Here is a 16,576-nt window from a genome sequence, read left to right as displayed (position 1 = left end):
AATACAGCGCCTTTTTTTATGTACATCGGTTGTGTTAAAAATGAAACACAGATAAGGAGGGATGATGAAAACGATCGGCCTGTTAGGTGGAATGAGCTGGGAATCGACAATCCCTTATTACCGCCTGATTAATGAAGGGGTAAAGCAGCGTCTGGGCGGTCTGCACTCCGCAAGCCTGCTGCTGCACAGCGTTGATTTCCATGAAATCGAAGCCTGCCAGTCGAGCGGGGAGTGGGATAAAGCCGGGGAGATCCTGGCCCAGGCGGCGCTGGGGCTGGAGCGCGCCGGCGCCGAGGGTATCGTGCTTTGTACAAATACCATGCACAAAGTGGCGTCGCATATTGAGGAGCGCTGTTCGCTGCCGTTTCTGCATATCGCGGACGCAACCGGGCGTGCGATTGCGGCATCCGGGATGCGCCGCGTAGCGCTTTTGGGGACACGCTACACCATGGAACAGGATTTTTATCGTGGACGTTTGAACAGTGAATTTGGGATCGAGAGCCTGATCCCGGATGAAGAAGATCGGGCGCACATCAATCAGATTATCTTTGACGAGCTCTGCCTCGGTACCTTCACCGAATCTTCCCGCGCGTATTACGTCAGCGTCATCGATAAACTCGCGCAGCAGGGGGCTGAAGGCGCGATCTTCGGCTGCACCGAGATTGGCCTGCTGGTGCCCGTCGAGCGAAGCCCCGTCCCGGTATTCGATACCACCGCCATCCATGCCGCGGATGCCGTGGCGTTTATGCTGTCATAACGGGTTTTGCAGGTCAGGTAAGCGAAGCGCCACCTGGCGCGCGTGCTCCGTTAAGTGTTCGGTGAAAGCGTCCACCAGCGCGGAAGCCGGACGGTGCAGCGGGCGGATCAGGCTCACGGTGAACGGGACGGAGACGCTAAAGCGGCGGATGACGATCCCGCTTCCGGCATAGTCCAGCGCCGTGAGCGGATTCACCACCGCGACGCCGACGCCTGCACGCACCATCGCGCAAATCGAAGCCGCGCTGTGCGTTTCCACCACCATTCGCCGTTTGACCTGATGCTCGGCAAACAGCGTATCCAGCAGCTGTCTGTAGCTGTCTGTCTGCGAAAGGCTAATGTAGTTTTCCCCGTGGAAATCCTCCGGTGTGAGCACCGCCTTACCGGCAAGCCGATGCCCTGCGGGCAGAACGCATACTTCATCTAACGAGATCAACTCCGTGCGCGCCGTTCCCGCCGGCGTGGAGAGAGTTTCGGTTAAGCCTAAATCATGACGCTGGGCAGAAAGCCACTCTTCAAGCAGGGGGGATTCCTGAGGCACGATGGTGAGGCTGACCTCCGGGTACCGGGCCAGAAAGGGCTGCAGCAGCATCGGCAAAAAGGATTGCGAAAAGACGGGCAGGCAGACGATCGACAGCTCGCCCTGGCGAAACTCGCGCAGGCTTTCCGCAGCACTCACTATTCTGTCCAGTCCGTACCAGGAGCGCTGGACTTCCTCGAACAGGCGCAACCCCTGCACCGTCGGGTGAAGCCTGCCCCGGGTACGCTCGAACAGCTTCAGCCCCAGCACTTTCTCGAAGCGGGCCAGCTCGCGGCTCACCGTCGGCTGCGAGGTATGCAGCATCTGTGCGGCTTCGGTGAGATTGCCGGTAGTCATCACGGCGTGAAAAATCTCGATGTGGCGTAAATTGACGGCGGGCATAGGGCACCTGAAAGCAGATTACTGTCCATATCATTTTTGCATAGACTCGCGATAAAACGATATTTTTTATTCTCTTCGCGCTGTGGCGTAATCATCAAAACGCATTTACCCGGAGAAGACCATGCCACGCCCGCTGAACCAGACCGATACCGATTTGAACGCCGACAACCTGCTGCGCCTGCCTGCCGAGTTTGGCTGTCCGGTGTGGGTCTATGACGCGCAGATCGTTCGCGAGAAGATCGCTGCCCTGCATCAGTTTGACGTGGTGCGTTTTGCCCAGAAGGCCTGCTCCAATATTCATATTCTGCGCCTGATGCGTGAGCAGGGCGTGAAGGTCGACTCCGTCTCGCTTGGCGAAATCGAGCGCGCGCTGGCGGCCGGATACGATCCAAAAGCCGACAGCGACGCGATCGTCTTCACCGCCGATGTGATCGACGATGCGACGCTTGCGCGCGTCCACGAACTGCAGATCCCGGTGAATGCCGGTTCTGTGGATATGCTGGAGCAGCTCGGCCAGGTTTCTCCCGGCCATCGCGTCTGGCTGCGCGTGAACCCGGGCTTTGGTCATGGTCACAGCCAAAAAACCAATACCGGCGGTGAAAACAGCAAGCACGGGATCTGGTATGCCGATATGCCTGCCGCGCTGGAGGTATTACAGCGCTACGGCCTGAAGCTGGTGGGTATTCATATGCACATTGGCTCTGGCGTCGATTATGGCCACCTGGAGCAGGTGTGCGGTGCGATGGTGTGCCAGGTTGTCGACTTCGGCCAGGATCTGGAGGCGATCTCAGCCGGTGGCGGTCTCTCCATTCCTTATCGCGAAGGCGAAGAGGCGATCGATACCGATCACTACTACGGTCTGTGGAGCGCCGCGCGTGACCAAATCGCCGCGCATCTGGGCCACTCGGTGAAGTTGGAAATTGAGCCGGGTCGTTTCCTGGTGGCGGAAGCCGGCGTGCTGGTTTCGCAGGTGCGCAGCGTCAAAGAGATGGGGTCTCGCCACTTCGTATTGATTGATGCAGGCTTTAACGATCTGATGCGTCCGTCCATGTACGGCAGCTATCACCACATTACCGCCCTGGCCGCCGACGGCCGTGATTTAACGCAGGCGCCGCGCGTTGAGACGGTCGTTGCGGGCCCGCTGTGCGAATCGGGTGACGTGTTTACCCAGCAGGAAGGCGGCAAAGTGGAGACCCGCGCGCTGCCAGAGGTCAAACCGGGTGATTATCTTGTGCTGCATGATACCGGTGCCTACGGGGCGTCGATGTCATCTAACTACAACAGTCGCCCGCTGCTGCCGGAAGTGCTGTTTGATAACGGCAAGGCACGGCTGATCCGTCGTCGTCAGACCATTCAGGAACTGCTGGCTTTAGAACTCATCTGATGAAAGTAGGGCCCCGTTGTAACCGAATCGCGTAACACCAGCGTGCCGGTAAACGGCGGGATGGCATCGACCGGCTGGTTTTTTGCCAGCCGGATCGCCTGATCGATGGCCGTGACAATCATGTTGTCGATGGGCAGATAAACCGATGAGAGCGCAGGCTCCAGCCATTTCGCGCTTGGGGCATCGTCAAAGCCGAACAGTGAAATATCCTGCGGAATTTTAAGCCCTGCCTGGTGTAACGCTTTGGACGCCCCCAGGGCCATATCGTCGTTACAGGCAAACAGGGCGCTAAACGACACACCGTCGGCAATCAACTCCTTGCACAGCTCGTATCCCCGCGTCATTCCCGCATCGCCGTACTTTATCCGACGCTCGTCCAGGCGAATGCCGTGCTTTTCCAGCGCCTTACGGTAGCCCATCAGCCGCGCTTTCCCGGTTGGGGTGTGGATCGGAACGGTGATACAGGCGATCTCCCGATGGCCCTGGGCGATCAGGTAATCCACGGCCTTAAACGCGGCATCCTGCTGTTCGAAAAACACGCAGCGATCCGGCGCCTGGCTCACTTCACGGTTAATGACCACCAGCGGCGTTTTCACGGTGTTCATCAGTTTGACGATCGCTTTTTCGCTCATGTAGCGCGTGTAAAGCACGATGGCATCGCACTGGCGATCGGCCAGCATCTGCACCGCCTGTTCTTCCTGTTCCGGCGCGTCGTGACCGTCGGTGACGATCAGCTGTTTCCCGTGAGTTTCCGTCTGCCGCGACGCCTGCTGGAGAAGACGACCAAAGTAAAAGCCGTCGAAGGTCGAGACGACCAGGCCAATGCTGTTGCTGGTCTGGTTAGCCAGCGAACGCGCGAGAAAGTTCGGGCGATAGCCCAGCTCTTCCATCGCAGCAAAGACCTGCTGACGCGTACTCTCTTTAACCTGACCTGTGCCGTTCAGCACGCGCGAGACGGTAGCCTTCGACACGCCCGCACGCAGTGAGACATCCAGCATTGTTGCCATTCTACATTCCTGCTTCCACGTAATGATTTGCAGTTTAACACAGACCTCACGGCGTATAAGCGATGCGGGAAGCGCAAAACTTCCGCCACGATCACGCTTTTTGGTCACGATTCGTCTGGCCTGCGTGAAGTAAAACGAAATAGTCTGACTCTGGTAAAGTAATCGCCGAACCGAGCTGGAGCGACAGGCCAGCAAATAGATGAGAAAACGCAGGTGAAACGTGAAAAAGATAGCTATCCTCCCGCTTTACCAGGCACCGCACTATGCGGAGCAGGTCACCGACTGGCTCTGGCAGGCCTTTGGCGAAGGGCTTTCCCGGGAATTTTTCCACAGCATCGTTGAGCACAGCCAGACGCCGGGGGCCTTACCGCTGACGTTTATTGCCGTTGATAACGAACAGCTTGTTGGTACGGTAGGGCTCTGGCGCTGCGATTTGATCACGCGTCAGGATCTCTTTCCGTGGCTGGCGGCGCTCTACGTTGACGACGCGTCGCGAGGCAAGGGGCTGGCAGGAAAGCTACAGCAGCACGTTATTACCTGGGCCGCGCAGGCGGGATATGAAGAACTGCACCTCTGGTCTGCCTGCCGCGACTTCTACGAACGTTACGGCTGGCAGTATATCGGTGATGGGCTGGAATACCCCAACACGCGGGTTCACCTCTATCGTTATTCGCTCTGCGCTTCCGCAGGTGAAGCAACGGAGTGACGGCGAACCAGCGTCGGGCTAAACAGATGCGTAATATCCGGCGGCTGGCGCTGTTCAGCCAGCGCTAGCGCCAGCTCGGCGGCCTGCGTCGCCATGGTGATAATCGGGTAGCGTACGGTGGTCAGCCGCGGGCGCACGTAGCGAGAGACCAGCACGTCATCGAAGCCAATCAGCGAAATTTCTGCCGGAACCTCAATCCCGTTGTCATTCAGCACCCCCATTGCCCCCGCGGCCATGGAGTCGTTATAGCTGGCAACCGCCGTGAAATTTCGTCCGCGACCCAGCAGCTCGGTCATGGCCTGTTCACCGCCGCTCTCATCCGGTTCACCGTAGGCCACCAGACGGTCATTACACGGCAGGCCGTTTTCGCGCAGGGCGTCGTAGTAGCCCTGCAGGCGGTCTTCCGCATCAGAAATCGGATGATTGGAACAGAGATAGCCAATCCGGGTATGGCCCTGTTGAATCAGATGACGGGTCGCAAGCCAGGCGCCGTAGCGGTCGTCGAGGGCCACACAGCGTTTTTCAAACCCGGGAATAATGCGGTTGATGATCACCATTCCAGGCATCTGCTTCATCAGGTGAATCAGCTCGGCATCCGGGATCATTTTGGCGTGAACCACCAGCGCGGCGCAGCGGTGGCGGATCAGCTGCTCGATGGCCTGGCGTTCTTTTTGCTCATTATGATAGCCATTGCCGATCAGCAAAAAATTGCCTGTCTGGTAAGAGACCTGTTCAACCGCTTTCACCATGGCGCCGAAAAAGGGGTCGGAAACATCACCCACTACCAGCCCAATGGTTTCGGTGGACTGCTGGGCGAGCGCGCGGGCATTGGCATTGGGATGATAATTCAGGGATTCCATGGCGGTTTGTACCGCCTGGCGCGATGCGTCACTGGCTTTTGGGGAGTCGTTAATCACTCGAGAGACGGTTGCCACCGACACACCTGCCAGACGGGCCACATCCTTTATTGTCGCCATTCATTACCTTCTTATTGGGGGTAAGCGTTTACACACCAAATAGTGTTGCGGAAAAGCGCCGCGCATTCAAGGGGAGCGGATTTTCGCTCTCCACAAACGTGACGCAGGACAACACTGGTAGTGTAATCGTTACACGCGCAGTCATGTCTGAAGAATGTCAATCTGAACCTTTGGTTACACTTTGCGTCAGGCTGTTGCGATTGTCCGATGGCAAGGATGTTAGAGAGGTTGATACAGTCGAAATCCCAGAGGTATTGATAGGTGGAGTCAACTCCGGTTGATTAACACGCTTACACCAGCCTGCGTTTTTACGCAGGTTTTTTTTTGCCTGAAAGTTCAACCTGTAACAGCAATAGAAAATATTCACACCTGGTTGCACTTCGGCTCATTCCCTTGCGTTTTCCTGCTGGCGAAGCGCAGGTCGAACGACCACAATCAAGATCCCAGAGGTATTGATTGGTGAGAATTCTTAGTACGGTTTCGTACTCATCTCTTGCACCAACCTGCGCGGATGCGCAGGTTTTTTTTCGCCTCCACTTTTGCTGTCGCTCCCGTATCACTTCTCGTGTAATCTGCCACCATTTACTATCAACCCTCCACACTGGCTGGCAAAGGGAGTTGAGATGCTATTTGGGTTCTTCCGTACACTCTTCCGTATTCTTTTTCGCATCCGCGTTACTGGCGATGCCCAGGCGCTTCGCGGCGAACGCGTTCTTATCACGCCAAATCATGTTTCCTTTATAGACGGCATTCTGCTGGCGCTATTTTTACCCGTGCGCCCGGTGTTTGCGGTCTATACCTCTATCAGCCAGCAGTGGTACATGCGCTGGCTCACGCCGCTGATTGATTTTGTGCCGCTCGACCCGACAAAGCCGATGATGATTAAGCATCTGGTGCGTCTGGTTGAGCAGGGGCGCCCGGTGGTTATTTTCCCGGAAGGGCGTATCTCCGTGACCGGTTCGCTGATGAAAATCTACGATGGCGCGGGGTTTGTTGCAGCGAAATCAAAAGCGACCGTGGTGCCGCTGCGTATTGAAGGCGCAGAGTTGACCCATTTCAGCCGACTGAAGGGGCTGGTGAAGCAGCGTCTGTTCCCAAAAATCACGCTGCATATTCTGCCGCCCACGTTGTTACCGATGCCGGACGCCCCGCGTGCCCGCGATCGCCGTAAAATCGCCGGGGAAATGCTGCATCAGATTATGATGGAAGCGCGCATGGCCGTGCGTCCGCGCGAAACGCTGTACGAATCTCTGCTTTCCGCGCAGCACCGCTATGGCGCGAAGAAAAACTGCATCGAAGACATCAATTTTACCCCGGATACCTATCGCAAGCTGCTGACTAAGACCCTCTTTGTGGGCCGCATTCTTGAGAAATACAGCATGAAGGGCGAAAAGATTGGCCTGATGCTGCCTAACGCAGGCATCAGCGCGGCGGTGATTTTTGGTGCGGTTTCCCGGGGGCGCATCCCGGCAATGATGAACTACACGGCGGGCGTGAAAGGGCTGACCAGCGCCATCACCGCTGCCCAGATTAATACCGTCTTTACCTCTCGTCAGTTCCTGGACAAAGGCAAGCTCTGGCATCTTCCCGAGCAGCTCACCCAGGTGCGCTGGGTCTTCCTGGAGGATCTGAAAGCGGACGTGACCACCGGCGACAAGCTGTGGATTTTTGCTCACCTGCTGATGCCGCGTCTGGCGCAGGTCAAACAGCAGCCGGAAGATGACGCGATCATTCTCTTCACGTCGGGATCGGAGGGCAACCCGAAAGGCGTCGTCCACAGCCACAAGAGCATTCTGGCGAACGTTGAACAGATCAAAAGCATTGCCGACTTTACCGCGAATGACCGTTTTATGTCGGCGCTGCCGCTGTTCCACTCCTTTGGCCTGACGGTGGGGCTGTTTACGCCGCTGCTGACCGGCGCAGAAGTGTTCCTCTACCCAAGCCCGCTGCATTATCGGATTGTGCCGGAGCTGGTGTATGACCGTAACTGCACCGTTCTGTTCGGCACCTCAACCTTCTTGGGCAACTATGCGCGTTTCGCCAATCCGTATGACTTCTATCGCGTGCGGTATGTGGTGGCCGGTGCGGAAAAACTGCAGGAGAGCACGCGTCAGATCTGGCAGGACAAGTTTGGCCTGCGCATTCTCGAAGGCTATGGCGTTACCGAGTGTGCTCCCGTGGTCTCGATAAACGTACCGATGGCGGCGAAGCCGGGTACGGTGGGTCGAATTCTGCCGGGGATGGATGCGCGTCTGCTGGCCGTGCCGGGCATTGAGGACGGTGGCCGTCTGCAGCTGAAAGGGCCAAACGTGATGAACGGTTATCTGCGCGTGGAAAACCCAGGCGTGCTTGAGGTGCCGACGGCTGAAAACGTCAACGGCGAGGTTGAAACCGGCTGGTACGACACCGGTGATATTGTCCGTTTTGATGAACAAGGCTTTGTACAGATTCAGGGACGCGCGAAGCGCTTCGCCAAAATCGCCGGTGAAATGGTCTCTCTGGAAATGGTTGAGCAGCTGGCGACGGCCGTCTCCGCGGATAAGATGCATGCGACGGTAGTGAAGAGTGATGCCAGCAAAGGCGAGGCGCTGGTGCTGTTTACGACTGACGCTGAGCTTAAGCGCGACAGGTTACTGAGCTATGCGCGTGAACACGGTATTCCTGAACTGGCGGTGCCGCGCGATATTCGCTTCCTGAAGCAGCTCCCGGTGCTGGGTAGCGGGAAGCCCGATTTCGTGACCCTGAAAGGCATGGTTGAAGAGGCGGAACAGCAAAATGCGTGAGTCAGTACACACTAACACATCGCTCAGATCGAAAGGCATGATGGCCGTTATCGCTGCGCAGTTTCTCTCTGCGTTTGGTGATAACGCGCTGCTGTTTGCCACGCTGGCGCTGCTGAAGGCCGAGTTTTACCCCGACTGGAGCCAGCCGATCCTGCAGATGGTGTTTGTGGGCGCTTACATTATCTTTGCTCCGTTCGTCGGGCAGGTGGCGGACAGTTTCCCGAAAGGCCGAGTGATGATGTTTGCCAACGGTCTCAAGCTGCTGGGTGCCGCCAGCATTTGCTTTGGCTTCAATCCGTTTATTGGCTACACGCTGGTGGGCATTGGCGCTGCCGCTTACTCCCCGGCTAAGTATGGCATTCTCGGAGAACTGACCACGGGCGATAAGCTGGTGAAAGCCAACGGCCTGATGGAGTCGTCAACCATCGCCGCAATCCTGCTCGGATCCGTCGCGGGCGGCGTACTGGCCGACTGGCATGTCCTGGCGGCACTGGGCATCTGCGCGGTGGTGTATGGCGGGGCAGTTGTGGCGAACCTGTTTATTCCTAAGCTACCTGTGGCTCGCCCGGGGCAATCCTGGCGCTTTAAACCGATGACCGGCAGTTTCTTTACCGCCTGTCGCGTGCTGTGGCGTAACGGAGAAACGCGTTTCTCCCTGATGGGAACCAGTATGTTTTGGGGGGCGGGCGTCACGCTGCGCTTCCTGCTGGTGCTGTGGGTGCCGGTGGCGCTGGGAATTACCGACAACGCGACGCCGACCTATCTGAATGCGATGGTGGCCATCGGCATTGTGGTGGGAGCAGGCGCGGCGGCGAAGCTGGTGACGCTCGAGACGGTAGCACGCTGCATGCCCGCAGGGATCCTGATTGGCGTCGTGGTGCTGATTTTCTCGCTGCAACATGCATTATTGCCTGCGTATGTCCTCCTCATCCTGATTGGTATTCTGGGCGGTTTCTTCGTGGTGCCGCTGAACGCGTTGCTGCAGGAACGTGGCAAGCAGACCGTCGGGGCGGGGAATGCCATCGCGGTACAAAACCTGGGTGAAAACCTGGCGATGCTGCTAATGCTGGGGCTCTACTCGCTGGCGGTAAAAGTCGGTGTGCCGGTGGTGGGGATTGGCGTCGGGTTTGGCGGGCTGTTTGCGCTGGCGATTGCGGGATTGTGGATCTGGCAACGTCGGCGCTGATAAGTGCGGCCTGATGTCCTCACTCTGGCCCTCTCCTACAGGGAGAGGGAGCAAACCCTAAAAACGGCAACGTGCGTTGCCGTTTTGCTTTTATTACGGCGCAGGATACGTATAAACCTGATGCACCGCTTCAATCTCCGCTAACACCTCTTCACTCAGGTTCAGATGGAAACTCTCAATATTGGTTTTCAGCTGCTCCATCGTGGTCGCGCCCAGCAGGGTGCTGGCAACAAACGGCTGACGACGCACGAAGGCCAGCGCCATCTGGGCAGGGTCAAGACCGTGACGCTTTGCGATATCCACATAGGCGGCAACGGCCTTCTGCGTCTGCTCGCCGCTGTAGCGGGTAAAACGGCTAAAGAGGGTATTTCGCGCCCCGGCCGGTTTCGCGCCGTTCAGGTATTTCCCCGTCAGCGTGCCAAAGCCGAGACAGGAATAGGCGAGCAGTTCCACTTCTTCATATTGCGTCACTTCGGCCAGACCAACCTCATAGCTACGGTTAAGCAGGCTGTACGGATTCTGGATGGTGACGATACGCGGCAGATCGTGTTTATCCGCCAGGTGCAGATAGCGCATTACGCCAAAGGCCGTTTCGTTAGAGACGCCAATGTAGCGGATTTTTCCCGCGCGCTGGCACTCGGTCAGCGCTTCCAGCGTTTCCAGCAGCGTTACGGCGGGGGCGCTCTCATTCCAGCTATAGCCGAGCTTACCAAAGCAGTTGGTTGGACGCTGCGGCCAGTGCACCTGATACAGGTCGAGGTAGTCGGTTTGCAGGCGCTTCAGGCTGGCATCCAGTGCGGCGCGGATATTCTTACGATCGAGGATCTGATTCGAGCGGATCCCGGTATCGTTGTTGCGCGCGGGACCACTGACTTTTGAGGCAATCACCAGCTTTTCACGGTTGCCGCGTTTTGCCAGCCAGTTACCGACATAGGTTTCGGTAAGTCCCTGCGTTTCCGGACGTGGAGGAACAGGGTACATCTCCGCGACATCAATCAGGTTAATCCCCTGGCTGACGGCGTAATCGAGTTGTGCATGGGCATCGGCTTCGCTGTTTTGTTCACCAAATGTCATCGTGCCCAACCCCAGTTGGCTTATTTCCAGAGCGCTGTGGGGGATACGGTGATAATGCATAGCCGGCTTCCTCAGTAGACTTATAGACCGCGTCAGGGCGTGCCCGACAAAGGAATATAAACATGGCAGAGGGGAAGCAAAAGGGGAAGAAAAAAATCAAAAAGGCCAGCAAGCGACTGACCTCTCTCTGTTTATCGCTCGATAATTTGCGATACTTCGTCGCGATTGATCTGCATTTTATTGCCTTCCTGGTCGCGGTAGCTGACCAGACCGGTATCATCGTCGACTTCGGGTTTGCCGTCGGTCAGGATCATTCGACCGTCTTTTGTCGCCATAACGTAATCGCTGCTACAGCCCGATACGGCAAACGCTAAACCGACTGCTGAAACTAACACTGCCCATTTTTTCATCGTTATCGTCCTCATCTGGATCTGGCGCGTATCAAATCATAGTTTAGTTTTAACCCGATATGGCAACAGGAGGAAGCGGTAAAATCTTAAAAACCAGCTGATTATGTTTGAGAGCTCGCAAAATAAGTAAAAAACTATGTTTTTAGAAGAAAATGGTGAGCAAGAAGCGCGCCGGTGAAGTTCTTTTTGAGATAAAAACCGCGCGGCAGCGTTAGTATCGGCTCACCCTTCGAGCCGATTGCCTCGGTAAGCGCTTTGCTGTTGGCCGCTTTCGGGCGCAGCTGTAATACTTCTCCGTGCCGGGCGGTGATGCGCTCTACCTGCCCAAGCACGATCATGTCCATCAGCTCCTCCCAGTCCAGCCGCAGCTGATGCTCTTCTTCGTCGTTCGGGCTCCAGAGCAGCGGCGCGCCAACGCGACGCTCAGCCAGCGGGATCTGACGCTCACCTTCAACCGGCACCCACAACACGCGCTTCAGCTTGTGACGAACGTGGCTGGTTTCCCACGTCACGCCGGTGTTGCCGGTTAGTGGCGCAACGCAGACGAAGGTGGTCTCAAGGGGCTTGCCCTGGCTGTCTATGGGGATGGTTTTTAACTCCACGCCAAGCGCTGCAAAATCCTGCTCGGGTTTGCTCCCTGCGCTGGCGCCCAGCCACAGCTCAAGCAGCATGCCGATCCAGCCTTTATCCCGTTTTAGATCCTTCGGGATCTGAAGCCCTGCCATTGCCGCCAGCTCGCCAAGCGAAAAGCCTGCCAGACGCTGTGCCTGCTGTAGCAACTGGCCCTCGCTGGACGGCGGTGAGAGCAAGGGTGTAAGCGGATGCATGAAGGTAACCTTTTGATTAAAAAATAAACGAAGAAATTGTCCCCTGTGGATAGAGTTTAACTATTTCTGTACCAATATTCCATGTCTATGATTTATAGGTTTTTTTATTGCTTTTAAATCGTTTCACCAGACTCAGAAAACCGGTTGTTCAAATCTGGTCACTGACAATGAACAGGATCTTACACCATGTTATCCACAGAAAAATGGGATAACTGGGCATAACCCTGACTACTGTTTCAATTTACAGCCTTGACGTGCGATGAAAATCGAATTTTCAAACAAATTGTGACTAACTTATTGGCACAATCTGTGGATAAAACCGACGCTGTTCGATCTTTCATCAGCACGACGCTCCCTGATGTGACGATCGTCACGCTATTCTGTTTTTTGTTCATAAAAATACATTTAACTTTATGAAAAATATTGAATTATTTAACTGGCGCGAAAGCGTTGGCAAGGCAGGGTTTGAGGTTGTTCATCGGTAATCAGACACTTCTTCACAACTATATCCACAGAAAAGGTGAATAAAATTCCCTTCACTGCCTCTCATCTGTTTATAACTCAGTACTTATTTGTGAGTTATTCAAATGTTATTAGGTTGCAGCCCTGTAAGAGAGTGGTTTACCGCCTCCCTGTAGTGTGAAACAATCATTCATATATAAGGTTTAATTTGGGGTAGTCCGGTGATTGATGACGATGGCTACCGCCCGAACGTAGGAATAGTAATTTGTAATCGTCAGGGCCAGGTAATGTGGGCCCGGCGATATGGTCAGCACTCCTGGCAGTTCCCGCAAGGCGGGATCAATCCGGGAGAGTCCCCAGAACAAGCGATGTACCGGGAGCTTTTTGAAGAGGTCGGTTTAAGCCGAAAAGATGTTCGCATCCTGGCTTCGACCCGCAACTGGTTGCGTTACAAGTTACCGAAACGTTTGGTGCGTTGGGACACAAAGCCGGTTTGTATCGGCCAGAAACAGAAGTGGTTTCTGTTGCAGTTGGTGGGCAACGATTCAGACATCAATATGCAAACCAGCAGTACGCCGGAGTTCGATGGCTGGCGCTGGGTGAGCTATTGGTATCCTGTTCGTCAGGTCGTGTCATTTAAACGCGATGTTTACCGTAGGGTGATGAAAGAGTTTGCAAGTGTGGTCATGCAGCTTCAGGAGGTCCCCCCTAAGCCGCAGAGCGCACCTGCCTGGCGACGTAAAAGAGGTTAAGCTACGCAAATCATGCTCACCCGCTTGCGAGAAATAGTCGAGAAGGTGGCCAGTGCTCCGCGTCTGAACGAGGCGCTGAATATTCTGGTTACTGACATCTGTCTTGCGATGGAGACCGAGGTCTGTTCGGTATATCTGGCCGACCACGATCGGCGCTGCTATTACCTGATGGCGACCCGTGGTTTGAAAAAACCACGTGGACGCACCGTCACGCTTGCATTTGATGAAGGTATCGTGGGCCTGGTTGGGCGGCTGGCTGAACCCATCAACCTTGCTGATGCGCAAAAACACCCCAGCTTTAAATACATCCCTTCCGTAAAAGAAGAGCGCTTCCGCGCTTTCCTTGGCGTGCCGATTATCCAGCGTCGCCAGCTGCTCGGCGTACTGGTTGTCCAGCAGCGCGAGCTACGTCAGTACGATGAAAGCGAGGAGTCTTTCCTCGTCACGCTGGCCACGCAGATGGCGGCGATCCTCTCCCAGTCTCAGCTTGCCGCGCTCTTTGGCCAGTATCGCCATACGCGCATTCGTGCCCTTCCGGCATCGCCAGGCGTAGCGATTGCTGAAGGCTGGATGGACGCCACGCTGCCGTTAATGGAGCAGGTTTACGAAGCCTCAACGCTTGATGAAGCGCTTGAGCGCGAGCGTCTTACCGCCGCGCTGGAAGAGGCGGCGAATGAATTTCGTCGTTACAGCAAGCGTTTTGCCGCAGGTGCGCAAAAAGAGACGGCGGCCATTTTCGACCTCTATTCGCATCTGCTCTCCGATGCGCGTCTGCGTCGTGAGCTTTTTGCTGAAGTGGATAAAGGCTCGGTCGCGGAGTGGGCCGTTAAGAAGGTTATCGAGAAATTTGCCGACCAATTTGCGGCATTGACCGACGGTTACCTGAAAGAGCGGGCTGGAGATCTCCGGGCCCTGGGACAACGTCTGCTGTTCCATCTTGATGACACCATTCAGGGGCCGAATGCCTGGCCTCAACGGTTTGTTCTGGTCGCCGATGAACTGTCGGCAACCACGCTGGCTGAACTGCCGCAGGACAGGCTGGCCGGTGTCGTGGTGCGCGATGGTGCCGCCAACTCACACGCCGCCATTATGGTGCGCGCGCTGGGTATCCCAACCGTTATGGGGGCCGATATCCAGCCGTCGGTACTGCACCGCCGTACGCTGGTGGTTGACGGCTATCGCGGTGAGCTGCTGGTCGATCCTGAGCCGGTTCTGCTCCAGGAATACCAGCGTCTTATCAGCGAAGAGAATGAATTAAGCAAGCTGGCGGAGGATGACGTTAACCTGCCCGCACAGCTTAAGAGCGGAGAGCGGATCAAAGTCATGCTCAACGCCGGTTTAAGCCCTGAGCATGAAGAAAAGCTTGGCAGCCGCATCGACGGTATTGGCCTGTACCGTACTGAAATCCCGTTCATGCTGCAGAGCGGTTTCCCCTCCGAAGAGGAGCAGGTGGCGCAGTATCAGGGGATGCTGCAGATGTTTAACGACAAACCTGTCACCCTGCGAACCCTCGATGTCGGCGCGGATAAACAGCTGCCCTATATGCCGATCAGCGAAGAAAACCCGTGCCTGGGCTGGCGTGGGATCCGCATTACGCTCGATCAGCCGGAGATCTTCCTGATCCAGGTGCGTGCAATGCTGCGCGCCAACGCGGCGACGGGCAATCTCAGCATCTTACTCCCGATGGTCACCAGCATTGATGAGATCGACGAGTCCCGGCGACTGATCGAACGTGCAGGCCGTGAAGTGGAAGAGATGATCGGCTATGCGATCCCGAAACCGCGGATCGGGGTGATGCTTGAAGTGCCGTCTATGGTCTTTATGCTGCCGCAGCTGGCAAACCGTGTTGATTTTATCTCTGTCGGCACAAACGACCTGACGCAATATATTCTGGCCGTCGACCGTAACAACACCCGTGTCGCCAGTATCTACGACAGCCTGCATCCGGCGATCATTCGCGCGTTAGCGATGATTGCCCGTGAAGCGGAACAGTACGGCATTGATTTACGCCTGTGCGGTGAAATGGCCGGGGATTCAATGTGCGTTGCGATCCTGATTGGTCTGGGATACCGCCATCTGTCGATGAACGGTCGCGCTGTCGCCCGCGTGAAGTACCTGCTGCGGCATATCGACATCAACGATGCCCGCGAGCTGGCCGAACGCAGCCTTGACGCGCAGCTGGCAGCAGAGGTTCGTCATCAGGTCGCAGCGTTTATGGAACGACGCGGTATGGGCGGCCTGATCCGCGGCGGCCGCTAATCATCTTTCTGCCTCTCCCTCCGGGAGAGGGCTCCAGCGCGCATAAAACCCTATACACATCTTTTACATCTCTGGCGCATCCTCCGCGCCCGCCTTGTGCTATGATTCGCAACTTTGGAGCCTCTGCTTACGGCAGAATCGCATTTCTACCGCTGTCCACTTTCAGCGGAATAACAACATCTTGTGGTGACAGATGAACAGTGGTTATCTGCATTTTCCGGAATTTGATCCGGTCATTTTTTCAGTAGGACCTGTTTCGCTTCACTGGTACGGTCTGATGTACCTGGTGGGCTTCATTTTTGCCATGTGGCTCGCTGGCCGTCGCGCCAGTCGTCCGGGCAGCGGCTGGACGAAAAACGAAGTTGAAAACCTGCTCTATGCGGGCTTCCTCGGCGTGTTCCTCGGTGGCCGCATTGGGTACGTGCTGTTCTATAACTTCCCGGTGTTCCTGAATGACCCTCTCTATCTGTTCCGCGTGTGGGACGGCGGCATGTCCTTCCACGGCGGCCTGATTGGGGTGATCCTGGTGATGGTGATTTTTGCCAAACGCACCAAACGCAACTTCTTCCAGGTTTCAGATTTTATCGCACCGCTGATCCCGTTTGGTCTCGGCGCTGGCCGTCTGGGTAACTTTATCAACGGTGAGCTGTGGGGCCGCGTCGACCCGAGCGTGCCGTACACGATGCTCTTCCCGGGCTCCCGCGCAGAGGATATCGCGCTGCTGCCATCACACCCGGAGTGGCAGTCCATTTTTGATACCTACGGCGTTCTGCCGCGCCATATGTCTCAGCTGTACGAGCTGGCGCTGGAAGGCGTGGTACTGTTTATCATCCTCAACCTGTTTATCCGCAAACCGCGTCCGATGGGCGCTGTCTCCGGCCTGTTCCTGATTGGCTACGGCGCATTCCGTATTATTGTCGAGTTCTTCCGTCAGCCTGACGCACAGTTTACCGGCGAATGGGTACAGTACATCAGCATGGGGCAGATCCTCTCCATTCCGATGATTGTCGCGGGTGCCATTATGATGATTTGGGCGTATCGTCGTCGTCCACAGCAACAAATTTCCTGAGG

14 protein-coding genes are annotated in these 16,576 nt (G+C 56.1%); 8 read left to right on the top strand and 6 right to left on the bottom strand.

Features of this window, described 5'->3' with window-relative positions; all coding sequences use genetic code 11:
* Positions 1-64: 64 nt before the first annotated feature.
* Positions 65-757: an aspartate/glutamate racemase gene (locus WM95_RS20065; protein WP_063408197.1), complete on the top strand. Its 693-nt coding sequence runs from the start codon at positions 65-67 to the stop codon at positions 755-757.
* Here the strand turns inward: WM95_RS20065 and WM95_RS20060 are convergent.
* A complete protein-coding gene (locus WM95_RS20060; RefSeq protein WP_045355591.1) occupies positions 752-1,678 on the bottom strand; it encodes a LysR family transcriptional regulator in 927 nt (308 codons plus the stop codon). The two genes, WM95_RS20065 and WM95_RS20060, sit on opposite strands and share 6 nt — an antisense overlap.
* A 121-nt stretch (positions 1,679-1,799) precedes the next feature.
* Between WM95_RS20060 and lysA the strand changes: the two genes are divergently transcribed.
* The gene (gene lysA, locus WM95_RS20055) at positions 1,800-3,062 is read left to right on the top strand and encodes a diaminopimelate decarboxylase (protein WP_063408196.1); all 1,263 of its coding nucleotides are present in this window, start codon (positions 1,800-1,802) and stop codon (positions 3,060-3,062) included.
* Here the strand turns inward: lysA and WM95_RS20050 are convergent.
* Positions 3,032-4,069 carry a LacI family DNA-binding transcriptional regulator gene (locus WM95_RS20050; RefSeq protein WP_045404611.1) on the bottom strand — a complete coding sequence of 346 codons (1,038 nt, stop codon included), beginning with the start codon at positions 4,067-4,069 and terminating at the stop codon, positions 3,032-3,034. The genes lysA and WM95_RS20050 overlap by 31 nt on opposite strands.
* A gap of 229 nt (positions 4,070-4,298) precedes the next feature.
* Between WM95_RS20050 and WM95_RS20045 the strand changes: the two genes are divergently transcribed.
* A complete protein-coding gene (locus tag WM95_RS20045; RefSeq protein WP_063408216.1) occupies positions 4,299-4,775 on the top strand; it encodes a GNAT family N-acetyltransferase in 477 nt (158 codons plus the stop codon).
* On the opposite strand, the gene galR is transcribed toward WM95_RS20045, so the two are convergent.
* Positions 4,736-5,752: an HTH-type transcriptional regulator GalR gene (galR, locus tag WM95_RS20040; RefSeq protein WP_023309052.1), complete on the bottom strand. Its 1,017-nt coding sequence runs from the start codon at positions 5,750-5,752 to the stop codon at positions 4,736-4,738. The two genes, WM95_RS20045 and galR, sit on opposite strands and share 40 nt — an antisense overlap.
* 623 nt (positions 5,753-6,375) lie before the next feature.
* Here galR and aas point away from each other — a divergent pair.
* Positions 6,376-8,535: a bifunctional acyl-ACP--phospholipid O-acyltransferase/long-chain-fatty-acid--ACP ligase gene (aas, locus tag WM95_RS20030; RefSeq protein ID WP_063408195.1), complete on the top strand. Its 2,160-nt coding sequence runs from the start codon at positions 6,376-6,378 to the stop codon at positions 8,533-8,535.
* Positions 8,528-9,721 carry a lysophospholipid transporter LplT gene (lplT, locus tag WM95_RS20025; protein ID WP_047060028.1) on the top strand — a complete coding sequence of 398 codons (1,194 nt, stop codon included), beginning with the start codon at positions 8,528-8,530 and terminating at the stop codon, positions 9,719-9,721. The genes aas and lplT overlap by 8 nt, the downstream gene beginning before the upstream one ends.
* A gap of 93 nt (positions 9,722-9,814) precedes the next feature.
* Here lplT and WM95_RS20020 read toward each other — a convergent pair whose 3' ends face one another.
* The 3 genes from WM95_RS20020 to mutH form a co-directional block, all read right to left on the bottom strand.
* Positions 9,815-10,855, bottom strand: coding sequence for an NADP(H)-dependent aldo-keto reductase (locus tag WM95_RS20020; RefSeq protein ID WP_063408194.1), 1,041 nt, complete (start codon positions 10,853-10,855; stop codon positions 9,815-9,817).
* 131 nt (positions 10,856-10,986) lie between these two features.
* Entirely contained in the window at positions 10,987-11,205 is a 219-nt protein-coding gene (locus WM95_RS20015; protein WP_008499668.1) for a YgdI/YgdR family lipoprotein, read from the bottom strand.
* A gap of 134 nt (positions 11,206-11,339) precedes the next feature.
* Positions 11,340-12,032 carry a DNA mismatch repair endonuclease MutH gene (mutH, locus tag WM95_RS20010; RefSeq protein WP_063408193.1) on the bottom strand — a complete coding sequence of 231 codons (693 nt, stop codon included), beginning with the start codon at positions 12,030-12,032 and terminating at the stop codon, positions 11,340-11,342.
* A gap of 683 nt (positions 12,033-12,715) precedes the next feature.
* Here mutH and rppH point away from each other — a divergent pair.
* From rppH to lgt, 3 genes are all read left to right on the top strand, one after another.
* Positions 12,716-13,246: an RNA pyrophosphohydrolase gene (rppH, locus tag WM95_RS20005; RefSeq protein ID WP_045355585.1), complete on the top strand. Its 531-nt coding sequence runs from the start codon at positions 12,716-12,718 to the stop codon at positions 13,244-13,246.
* A 12-nt stretch (positions 13,247-13,258) separates the two neighbouring features.
* On the top strand, positions 13,259-15,505 hold the full coding sequence (gene ptsP, locus WM95_RS20000) for a phosphoenolpyruvate--protein phosphotransferase (protein WP_088544968.1): 2,247 nt from the start codon (positions 13,259-13,261) through the stop codon (positions 15,503-15,505).
* Positions 15,506-15,698: 193 nt separating this feature from the next.
* A complete protein-coding gene (gene lgt, locus WM95_RS19995; protein ID WP_023309046.1) occupies positions 15,699-16,574 on the top strand; it encodes a prolipoprotein diacylglyceryl transferase in 876 nt (291 codons plus the stop codon).
* Positions 16,575-16,576: the final 2 nt, after the last annotated feature.

Source organism: Enterobacter cloacae complex sp. ECNIH7 (assembly GCF_002208095.1).
Classification (GTDB): Bacteria; Pseudomonadota; Gammaproteobacteria; order Enterobacterales; family Enterobacteriaceae; genus Enterobacter; species Enterobacter cloacae_M.
Note: the sequence above shows the minus strand (reverse complement) of the source record. Positions and strands in the feature narration are given on the sequence as shown.

What these genes read in the sequence shown, in the direction of transcription:
- mutH (WP_063408193.1), bottom strand. Translation starts at nt 12,032, where the DNA reads ATGCATCCGCTTACACCCTTGCTCTCACCGCCGTCCAGCGAGGGCCAG.
- lplT (WP_047060028.1), top strand. Translation starts at nt 8,528, where the DNA reads ATGCGTGAGTCAGTACACACTAACACATCGCTCAGATCGAAAGGCATG.
- WM95_RS20050 (WP_045404611.1), bottom strand. Translation starts at nt 4,069, where the DNA reads ATGGCAACAATGCTGGATGTCTCACTGCGTGCGGGCGTGTCGAAGGCT.
- WM95_RS20065 (WP_063408197.1), top strand. Translation starts at nt 65, where the DNA reads ATGAAAACGATCGGCCTGTTAGGTGGAATGAGCTGGGAATCGACAATC.
- WM95_RS20020 (WP_063408194.1), bottom strand. Translation starts at nt 10,855, where the DNA reads ATGCATTATCACCGTATCCCCCACAGCGCTCTGGAAATAAGCCAACTG.
- lgt (WP_023309046.1), top strand. Translation starts at nt 15,699, where the DNA reads ATGAACAGTGGTTATCTGCATTTTCCGGAATTTGATCCGGTCATTTTT.
- WM95_RS20060 (WP_045355591.1), bottom strand. Translation starts at nt 1,678, where the DNA reads ATGCCCGCCGTCAATTTACGCCACATCGAGATTTTTCACGCCGTGATG.
- galR (WP_023309052.1), bottom strand. Translation starts at nt 5,752, where the DNA reads ATGGCGACAATAAAGGATGTGGCCCGTCTGGCAGGTGTGTCGGTGGCA.
- ptsP (WP_088544968.1), top strand. Translation starts at nt 13,259, where the DNA reads ATGCTCACCCGCTTGCGAGAAATAGTCGAGAAGGTGGCCAGTGCTCCG.
- lysA (WP_063408196.1), top strand. Translation starts at nt 1,800, where the DNA reads ATGCCACGCCCGCTGAACCAGACCGATACCGATTTGAACGCCGACAAC.
- aas (WP_063408195.1), top strand. Translation starts at nt 6,376, where the DNA reads ATGCTATTTGGGTTCTTCCGTACACTCTTCCGTATTCTTTTTCGCATC.
- WM95_RS20015 (WP_008499668.1), bottom strand. Translation starts at nt 11,205, where the DNA reads ATGAAAAAATGGGCAGTGTTAGTTTCAGCAGTCGGTTTAGCGTTTGCC.